This is a genomic window from Streptomyces sp. NPDC001941, assembly GCF_040296945.1.
Classification (GTDB): domain Bacteria; phylum Actinomycetota; class Actinomycetes; order Streptomycetales; family Streptomycetaceae; genus Streptomyces.
On the sequence record NZ_JBEOYE010000048.1, the window covers coordinates 62,273 to 71,393 of the forward strand.

General features: G+C 71.2%; 8 protein-coding genes. 3 read left to right on the top strand and 5 right to left on the bottom strand.

The window, feature by feature from the left end; translation table 11 throughout:
- Positions 1-51: 51 nt before the first annotated feature.
- The 4 genes from ABT160_RS28285 to ctaC all read right to left on the bottom strand — a co-directional run bounded on the left by ABT160_RS28285 (position 52) and on the right by ctaC (position 4,512).
- Positions 52-1,293: a L,D-transpeptidase gene (locus ABT160_RS28285; RefSeq protein WP_351650674.1), complete on the bottom strand. Its 1,242-nt coding sequence runs from the start codon at positions 1,291-1,293 to the stop codon at positions 52-54.
- Between the two features lie 125 nt (positions 1,294-1,418).
- Positions 1,419-1,817, bottom strand: coding sequence for a cytochrome c oxidase subunit 4 (locus tag ABT160_RS28290; protein ID WP_351650675.1), 399 nt, complete (start codon positions 1,815-1,817; stop codon positions 1,419-1,421).
- On the bottom strand, positions 1,814-3,550 hold the full coding sequence (gene ctaD, locus ABT160_RS28295) for an aa3-type cytochrome oxidase subunit I (RefSeq protein WP_351650676.1): 1,737 nt from the start codon (positions 3,548-3,550) through the stop codon (positions 1,814-1,816). Before ctaD ends, ABT160_RS28290 begins: the two co-directional genes overlap by 4 nt.
- Positions 3,547-4,512 (bottom strand): aa3-type cytochrome oxidase subunit II, encoded by a 966-nt coding sequence (gene ctaC, locus ABT160_RS28300; protein WP_351650677.1) that lies wholly within the window; start codon positions 4,510-4,512, stop codon positions 3,547-3,549. Before ctaC ends, ctaD begins: the two co-directional genes overlap by 4 nt.
- Positions 4,513-4,762: 250 nt before the next feature.
- Between ctaC and ABT160_RS28305 the strand changes: the two genes are divergently transcribed.
- On the top strand, positions 4,763-6,169 hold the full coding sequence (locus ABT160_RS28305) for a cysteine desulfurase/sulfurtransferase TusA family protein (RefSeq protein ID WP_351650678.1): 1,407 nt from the start codon (positions 4,763-4,765) through the stop codon (positions 6,167-6,169).
- A gap of 18 nt (positions 6,170-6,187) precedes the next feature.
- On the opposite strand, the gene ABT160_RS28310 is transcribed toward ABT160_RS28305, so the two are convergent.
- Positions 6,188-7,162, bottom strand: coding sequence for a carbohydrate kinase family protein (locus ABT160_RS28310; RefSeq protein ID WP_351650679.1), 975 nt, complete (start codon positions 7,160-7,162; stop codon positions 6,188-6,190).
- 130 nt (positions 7,163-7,292) lie between these two features.
- Between ABT160_RS28310 and ABT160_RS28315 the strand changes: the two genes are divergently transcribed.
- A complete protein-coding gene (locus tag ABT160_RS28315) occupies positions 7,293-7,499 on the top strand; it encodes a hypothetical protein (protein WP_351650680.1) in 207 nt (68 codons plus the stop codon).
- Between the two features lie 96 nt (positions 7,500-7,595).
- Positions 7,596-9,023 carry a hypothetical protein gene (locus tag ABT160_RS28320; RefSeq protein WP_351650681.1) on the top strand — a complete coding sequence of 476 codons (1,428 nt, stop codon included), beginning with the start codon at positions 7,596-7,598 and terminating at the stop codon, positions 9,021-9,023.
- The last annotated feature ends 98 nt before the right edge of the window (positions 9,024-9,121 follow it).

A 9,121-nucleotide genomic window follows, 5' to 3' on the forward strand; every position in this document is an offset into this window, starting at 1 on the left:
CGGTACGAGTGGTTCTCGTACCGGTTCACGCGTCGGCCGTGGCGCCGCCGTTCACACCTGCGGGCGGAGTCGTGCCGTGTCGACCGGCGCGGCGCCGTCACGCGTTCCGGTGAGCAGGGCGCTGCCCTTGCGCCACTTGTCCCAGGACAGGTTCCAGTCGCCGAAGCCGTTCCCGAACGTGTCCATCGTGTCGCCGTAGCTGTTGACGACCCGGACGATGTCGCCCTGGCGGACGTTCTCGTAGAACCAGGCGGCGTCGCCGGTGGACATGCCCGTGCAGCCGTGGCTGACGTTGGCGTACCCCTGCGAGCCCACGGACCACGGCGCGGCGTGCACGTACTCGCCGCTCCAGGTGACGCGCGTCGCGTAGTACACCTGCTTGTCGTAGAACTCGGCGGCGCCGATGGCGCTGGACGTCATCCGTACGACGTACTCCTTGCCCAGGACGACCTTGATGCCGTTGCGGGTCTCCCAGCCGGGCTTGCCGGTGGTGACCGGCATGGTGTTGATCTCCTCGCCGTTGCGGTAGACGGTCATGGAGTGCGAGGAGGCGTCCGTCACGGCCTCGACCCGGTCGCCCGTGGTGATCCGCAGGGGCTTGGAGGCGGCCCCGTAGAGCTTGTCGGCCACCTTGATGCCGGAGAGGTTGCTGGTGGCCGTGATGGTGGCGTCGGCGGGCCAGTACGCCTTCGGGCGGAAGTGCAGGTTCTCGTCGTCCACCCAGTACCAGGAGCCCTCCACCGCGGGCACCGAGCGCACCTTCAGGGCGCGCTCCACGAGCGCGCGGGCCGCCTTGTCCTTGACCGGGGCGCTCAGTTCGGCCGTGATGGGCTGTCCGACGCCGTACTTGCCCGCCTCCGGGCCGAACTCGGCCTTCAGGAGCTTCTTGGCCGGGAGGGTCTCGAAGGTGAGCGTGCGCTGCCCGGGCGCGCCCTCCTCGTCCTCGGTGGAGACCTTCACGGTGTAGCGCGCTCCGGCCGTCAGCGGGGCCGTGGAGCGCCAGCGGGTGCCGTCCGCGGACAGCTCGCCCGCCAGGTAGTGGCCGCGCGCGTCGCTGCCCGTCACGTCCGTGATGCGGCCCTCCTTGCCCTTGGAGGTGACCTCCAGGGGCTTGTCCGGGTCGGCCTTGGCGGTGCCGGACGGGCCGTTGAAGACGATCTGCCGGGCCGCGTCGTAGGGCTTGGCGGACAGCGGATGGCCTTCGGAGGTGCCGCACGCGGTGGTGCCCGCGCCGACGGCGATAACCAGCAGGGCGCAGCTGACAACGGTGCGGATGCGAGGCGTGTGGTCCATGAACACACGGTATGAAGATTCGTCAGTCCCGGCGCGCCGGACTCATGCAAACGAGGGGCCCGGTCACCTGAAAGGTGACCGGGCCCCTGCGCCGTGCGGACGTCAGCGGGGCTGACGGGTCCTCACTACTGGTTCTGGTTCTCGCCGCGGTAGTACTCGAAGACCCAGCCGAAGAGTCCGATGAGGATCAGCGGGGCGGAGAAGTACAGCAGCCACCAGCCCATGGCGACCGCGAGGAACGCGAACGCGCCACCGATGGCCAGGGAGAGCGGCTGCCAGCTGTGCGGGGAGAAGAAGCCCAGCTCGCCCGCCTCGTCGGCGACGTCGGCCTCGGTGTTGTCCTGCGCCATGGCGTCGACCCGCCGAGCCGTGAAGGCCAGGTAGTAGCCGACCATGATGCACAGGCCGAAGGCGAGGAAGAGCGCCGTGGTACCGGCCGGCTCCTTCGACCAGACGCCATAGACGATCGCCATGACGAGGACGAAGAGGCTGAGCCAGATGAACATCTTGCCCTGGATCTTCACTTCCCGGCCTCCTTGCCGCTGACCAGCTCGGCGTGGTCGGCGCGGTGGTTCTCGAGCTGGTCGAGGGCCGCGATCTCCGGGTGGTGCAGGTCGAACGCCGGGGATTCCGAGCGGATGCGCGGCAGCGTGAGGAAGTTGTGCCGCGGCGGCGGGCAGGAGGTCGCCCACTCCAGCGAGCGGCCGTAGCCCCACGGGTCGTCGACCTCGACCTTCTTGCCGTACTTGGCGGTCTTCCACACGTTGTAGAAGAACGGCAGGATCGACAGGCCGAGCAGGAACGAGCTGATCGTGGAGATGGTGTTCAGCGCGGTGAAGCCGTCGGCGGCCAGGTAGTCCGCGTAACGCCGCGGCATGCCCTCGGCGCCCAGCCAGTGCTGCACCAGGAACGTGCCGTGGAAGCCCACGAACAGCGTCCAGAAGGTGATCTTGCCCAGGCGCTCGTCCAGCATCTTGCCCGTGAACTTCGGCCACCAGAAGTGGAAGCCGGAGAACATCGCGAAGACCACGGTGCCGAAGATGACGTAGTGGAAGTGCGCGACGACGAAGTACGAGTCGGAGACGTGGAAGTCCATCGGGGGCGAGGCCAGGATGACGCCGGTCAGACCACCGAAGGTGAAGGTGATCAGGAAGCCGACGGCCCAGAGCATCGGGGTCTCGAAGGACAGCGAGCCCTTCCACATGGTGCCGATCCAGTTGAAGAACTTCACACCGGTCGGTACCGCGATCAGGAAGGTCATGAAGGAGAAGAACGGCAGCAGCACGCCGCCGGTGACGTACATGTGGTGCGCCCACACGGTCACCGAGAGGCCGGCGATCGCGATCGTCGCGCCGATCAGGCCGATGTAGCCGAACATCGGCTTGCGGGAGAAGACCGGGATCACTTCGGAGATGATGCCGAAGAACGGTAGCGCGATGATGTACACCTCTGGATGGCCGAAGAACCAGAAGAGGTGTTGCCAGAGCAAGGCTCCGCCGTTGGCCGCGTCGAAGACGTGGGCACCGAACTTGCGGTCCGCCTCCAGGGCGAACAGCGCGGCCGCCAGGACCGGGAAGGCCAGCAGGACCAGGACACCGGTCAGCAGGACGTTCCAGGTGAAGATCGGCATGCGGAACATCGTCATGCCCGGGGCGCGCATGCAGATGATCGTGGTGATGAAGTTGACCGAGCCGAGGATCGTGCCGAAGCCGGAGAAGGCCAGACCCATGATCCACATGTCGGCGCCGACGCCCGGCGAGCGGACGGCGTCCGACAGCGGGGAGTAGGCGAACCAGCCGAAGTCGGCCGCACCCTGCGGGGTGAGGAAGCCGGCCACCGCGATGATCGAGCCGAAGAGGTACAGCCAGTAGGCGAACATGTTCAGCCGCGGGAACGCCACGTCGGGCGCGCCGATCTGCAGCGGCATGATCCAGTTGGCGAAACCGGCGAACAGCGGCGTCGCGAACATCAGCAGCATGATCGTGCCGTGCATCGTGAACGCCTGGTTGAACTGCTCGTTCGACATGATCTGCGTACCCGGACGGGCCAGCTCGGCGCGCATGAAGAGCGCCATCAGGCCACCGATGCAGAAGAAGACGAACGACGTGACCAGGTAGAGCGTGCCGATCGTCTTGTGGTCAGTGGTGGTCAGCCACTTGACGACGACGTTCCCCGGCTGCTTGCGCCGTACCGGCAGCTCGTTCTCGTACGAGTCGTCTGCTGCCGCGGCACCCTGGGATTCGTTGAGGATGCTCACAGTGTGTTCTTCTCCGCATTCCTGGCCGGGTCCGTCTGCTCAATGCCCGACGGGATGTAGCCGGTCTGCCCCTTCTCGGCCAGCTCCTTCAGGTGCTGCTGGTAGCGCTCCGGGGAGACCACCTTGACGTTGAACAGCATCCGGGAGTGGTCGACGCCGCAGAGCTCGGCGCACTTGCCCATGAAGGTGCCCTCACGCGTGGGGGTCACCTCGAAGGAGTTGGTGTGGCCCGGGATGACGTCCTGCTTCATCAGGAACGGAACCACCCAGAAGGAGTGGATGACATCACGGGAGGTCAGGACGAACCGGACCTTCTCGCCCTTCGGCAGCCACAGGGTCGGGCCCGGGTTGCCGTTCTGCGGGTTGCGGGTACCGGGGATGCCGGCGTCGTAGACGCCGCCCGCGTTCTCCGGGAAGTCCTTCTTGAACTTGTCCGGGATCGCGCCCAGGTCCTTGTCCTTCTTGGCGTCGCCCTGCACGCCGGGGACGTCCTCGACGTAGTTGAAGCCCCAGCTCCACTGGTAGCCGACCACGTTGACCGTGTGCGTCGGCTTGTCGGAGAGGGTGAGGAGCTTCGACTCGTCACGCGCGGTGAAGTAGAAGAGCACCGAGACGATGACGAGCGGGACGACCGTGTACAGCGCCTCGATGGGCATGTTGTAGCGGGTCTGCGGGGGAACTTCGACCTTGGTGCGGGAGCGCCGGTGGAAGATCACGCTCCACAGGATCAGACCCCACACGAGGACGCCGACGATGAGGGCGGCGGCCCAGGAGCCCTGCCACAGCGAAAGGATCCGCGGCGCCTCCTCCGTGACGGGGGTGGGCATTCCAAGGCGGGGGAAGTCTTCCCAGTTGTACGAGCAGCCGGTGGCCGTCGCCAGAATCAGGCCCGCAGTCAGCACCTGCGGCAGCTTCCGCCGCATCGGGCGCCGCGACGAGCGGTCGGAGCCGTTGGGACTCACGTAGCGCCTTCCCGAGAGTCTCGCCCGCGCTGGTCGGCTACGGCCGTCTCGCTGGTCGGTCGCCGCCCTGGCCGCGGGCAGGGGTTTGGATGTTTATGCGGACCAAACCCTACTGGACGCTATTTGGGGTCGCGCGGGGAGGGTGCCCAACGCGCCGTCCGAGTCCCCGAAGGGGTGGAATCCCCGGCTCCGGAGCCCATCTGACGACCCCTTTTGTTCGCGGCGCGGGCCCACGGCCTAGCGTGTCGGCGTGTCCTACTTCGATGCCGCGTCCTCGGCCCCCCTGCACCCCGTGGCCCGTCAGGCCCTGCTGGCCGCCCTCGACGAGGGCTGGGCGGACCCGGCCCGGCTCTACCGGGAGGGGCGCCGCGCCCGGCTGCTCCTGGACGCCGCGCGGGAGGCCGCCGCGGAGGCCGTGGGCTGCCGTCCCGACGAGCTCGTGTTCACTCCATCGGGTACCCGCGCGGTCCACTCGGGGGTGGCCGGGGCGCTCGCGGGCCGCCGCCGGGTCGGTGCGCACCTCGTCGTGTCGGCCGTCGAGCACTCCTCCGTACTGCACGCGGCCGGGGCCCACGAGGCGGCCGGCGGGACGGTGACCGAGGTGGGCGTGGGCCGTTCGGGCGCGGTGGCGGCCGCGGACTTCGCGGCGGCGCTGCGCGAGGACACCGCGCTGGCCTGCCTGCAGTCCGCCAACCACGAGGTGGGCACCCTGCAGCCGGTGGCCGAGGTGGCCGGGGCGTGCCGGGCGGCGGGGGTCCCGCTGCTCGTGGACGCGGCGCAGTCGCTGGCGTGGGGGCCCGTGGAGGCGCCCTGGTCGGTGCTCGCGGCGAGCGCGCACAAGTGGGGTGGGCCCGCCGGGGTGGGGCTGCTCGCGGTGCGCAAGGGGGTGCGGTTCGCCCCCCAGGGCCCCGCCGACGAGCGGGAGTCGGGGCGGGCGCCGGGCTTCGAGAACCTCCCGGCGGTGGTGGCCGCGGCGGCCTCGCTGCGGGCGGTGCGCGCGGAGGCGGCGGAGCAGGCGGCGCGGCTGCGGGCCCTGGTGGACCGGATCAGGACCCGGGTGCCGGAGCTGGTGGCGGACGTGGAGGTGGTGGGCGACCCGCTGGAGCGGCTGCCCCACCTGGTCACCTTCTCCTGCCTGTACGTGGACGGGGAGGCGCTGCTGCACGGGCTCGACCGGGAGGGGTTCTCCGTCTCCTCCGGGTCGTCCTGCACCAGTTCGACGCTGACGCCGAGCCACGTGCTGCGGGCGATGGGGGTGCTGAGCGAGGGCAACGTCCGGGTGTCGCTGCCGACGACCGCCACCGGGGACGACGTGGAGCGCTTCCTCGCGGTGCTGCCGGGCGTGGTGGCGGGGGTGCGCGAGCGGCTCGGCGCGCCGGTGGCCGCGGCGCCCCGGGAGGCCGCGGCGCCGCCGCCGGTGGTGGACCCGGCGCCGTCGCTGGTGGTGGACGCGCGGGGGCGGCGCTGTCCGATCCCGGTGATCGAGCTGGCCAAGGTGATCGGTGACGTGCCGGTGGGCGGCACGGTCACGGTGCTCGCGGACGACGAGGCGGCGCGCCTGGACGTCCCGGCCTGGTGCGGGATGCGGGGGCAGGAGTACGTGGGCGAGGAGCCCGCGGAGGGCGGCGTGGCCTACACGGTGCGGCGCACCGCGTAGGCCCGTGCCGGGGCGGTGTCAGGCCAGGCGGGACTTGACCTCGGACGCCGCCTCTTCCCCGTACGCCTTGGTGAAGCGCTCCATGAAGTGGGCGCGGCGCAGGGTGTACTCCTGGGTGCCGAGGGTCTCGATCACCAGGGTCGCCAGCATGCAGCCGATCTGCGCGGCGCGCTCCAGGGAGACGCCCCAGGACAGGCCGGACAGGAAGCCCGCGCGGAACGCGTCGCCGACGCCGGTGGGCTCGACCTTGCGCTCCTCCTCGGGGCAGCCGACCTCGATCGGGTCCTGGCCGGCCCGCTCGATGCGCACGCCGCGCGAGCCGAGGGTGGTGACCCGGGTGCCGACCCTGGAGAGGATCTCCGCGTCGCTCCAGCCGGTCTTGGACTCGATGAGCCCCTTCTCGTACTCGTTGGAGAAGAGGTAGGTCGCGCCCTCCATCAGGTTGCGGATCTCGTCGCCGCCCATGCGCGCGATCTGCTGCGAGAAGTCGGCGGCGAACGGGATGCCCCGGGTCCGGCACTCCTCGGTGTGGCGCATCATCGCCTCGGGGTCGTCGGCCCCGATCAGCACCAGGTCGAGGCCGCCCACCCGGTCGGCGACGGTCTTCAGCTCGATCTGCCGGGCCTCGCTCATGGCGCCGGTGTAGAAGGAGCCGATCTGGTTGTGGTCGGAGTCGGTGGTGCACACGAAGCGGGCGGTGTGCAGCGTCTCCGAGATCCGGACCGAGGCGGTGTCCACGCCGTGGCGGTCCAGCCAGGCGCGGTACTCGTCGAAGTCGAAGCCGGCCGCGCCGACGAGGACCGGCTCCGTGCCGAGCTGGCCCATGCCGAAGCAGATGTTGGCGGCGACGCCTCCGCGCCGCACGTCCAGGTTGTCGACCAGGAACGACAGCGAGACCGTGTGCAGCTGGTCCGCGACGAGCTGGTCGGCGAAGCGGCCGGGGAAGGTCATGAGGTGGTCGGTGGCGATGGAGCCGGTGACTGCGATGCGCACGGCGGGGCACTCCTGTGGAGGGGTGGCGTTGACAGTTCACGCTACCCGGTCGGGGGAGCTGCCTTGTAGTGCGGAAACTACCCGATAGTAGGGCTTTCTCCGCCGGGTCCGCCGAACGTACGGTGCCCGCATGCCGAACATCCAGGCTCCGGGTGAGCCGCGCGAGTCCGAGTTGAGCCTCTCCGAGCTGTGCACCGCGGGCGCCCGCATGGCGCCGCACTGGGCGGTCCCCGCGCTGGACCTCCCCGCCCCCGTCCCGCCGTCCCGGATCCACGGGGTGGCCGTGGCCCCCGCCTCGGCCCGGCTGATCGGCGCGACGGCGGAGTACGGCGACTGACGGGGGCGTACGAGGCCCGAGGGAACCGCGCGCTCCCCCGCTCCGTCCCAGCGGTGTCCCCCGCGCAGGGGAGACGTCCTACGAAGGAGCGATGCGGTGAGCAGCACGGAGCCCACGCACGACACCCCGCGCCGGCGGCGCCCCAAGGCCGTGGTCGGCGCCGTGGCGGCGGCCGTCCTGGTGGCCGGCGGCGGGGCCGCGTACTTCGCCACGGCCGCCTCCGGGGAAGGAGCCGGAGGCGGCACCGGCACCGCGGCGGCGGGCCGGGACCGGCCGCCGCAGCTCGCGCTCGACGGGTTCACCGAGGGCTCGGGCACCTCCCCCGGCATCGCGCCGGGCGAGCCGGACCCCGGCGGCGCGGCGGTCTACCGGATGACCGGCGCCCTGCCGAAGGGCCCCGCCTCGGCGCCCCTGTACCGGGCGGACGGCACGGTGGGCGCCGCCGAGGTGGCCCGGCTGGCCAAGGCACTGGGCCTGGGCGGGACGCCACGGCTGGAGGGCGGCGCCTGGAAGGTGGCCGGGCCCTCGGGCGCCCCGGCGCTCCAGGTGGACCAGCGGGCCCCGGGCACCTGGACGTACGGCCCGGCGGACGGGGGCTGCCCCTCGGTGACGACCTGTCCGGACGGCTCGGGCGAGCCGGTGTCCCCGGAGGCCGCCGAGCGGGCCGCCGCGCCGGTGCTGGCGGCGGCGGGCCAGAGCGGGGCGAAGCTGGACACCGCCCAGCTGATGGGCGAGATCCGGGTGGTGAACGCGGACCCGGTGGTCGGCGGCCTGCCCACCTACGGCTGGTCCACCGGCGTCCAGGTCGGCAGTGACGGCCGTGTGGTGGGCGCGAGCGGGCAGTTGAAGGCGCCCGAGCGGGCGGACACGTACCCCGTGGTGGGCGCGAAGGCGGCGCTGGACGCGCTGAACGCCTCCTCGCGCGGGAAGCCGGTCTCCATCGGCGGCTGCGCCACGCCGGGGCCGCTGAAGGGCCGGGAGCGTCCGGCCAGGCCGTGCGAGCCGGGCGGTTCGGTGGCGCCGCTGCCGCGCACGGTGACGCTGGACGGCGCGGTCTTCGGCCTGGCCGCGCAGGCGGTGGGCGGACGGCAGGCGCTGGTGCCGTCCTGGCTGTTCTCGGTGGCCCGGCAGGGCGACGCGCCGCCGTCGACGATCACGCACCCGGCGGTGGCGCCGGAGTTCCTGGCGCCGAAGCCGCCGGGCTCCCCGGTGCCGGTGCCCTCACCGACGCACACCGGGCTGCCGGACGACGGGACCAGGGGCCGGGCGATCGAGTCCTACCGGGTGGACGGCCTCAAGCTGACGGTGACCTTCTGGGGCGGGGCGTGCTCGCGCTACGCGGCGACGGCCGACGAGCGCGACGACCGGGTCACGGTGAAGGTGTCGGAGTCGGAGCCGAACCCCAAGCGGGTCTGCGTGATGCTGGCCAAGGAGGAGACGGCGACGGTGGAACTGAAGCAGCCGCTGGGCTCCAAGCGGGTGGTGGACGCCTCGTCGGGCCAGGCGGTGCCGCTGAAGGGATAGGACGTACGGAAAGAGGCGGGGGGCGCCCGGGCGCCCGGCGCCCCCCCCCAAAACGGAACAGGAAAAAAAAAAAAAAAAAAAAAGAAAAAACCGCAAGA

Coding starts and splice junctions, on each gene's coding strand:
- ABT160_RS28285 (WP_351650674.1), bottom strand. CDS start 1,293: ATGGACCACACGCCTCGCATCCGCACCGTTGTCAGCTGCGCCCTGCTG.
- ABT160_RS28315 (WP_351650680.1), top strand. CDS start 7,293: ATGCCGAACATCCAGGCTCCGGGTGAGCCGCGCGAGTCCGAGTTGAGC.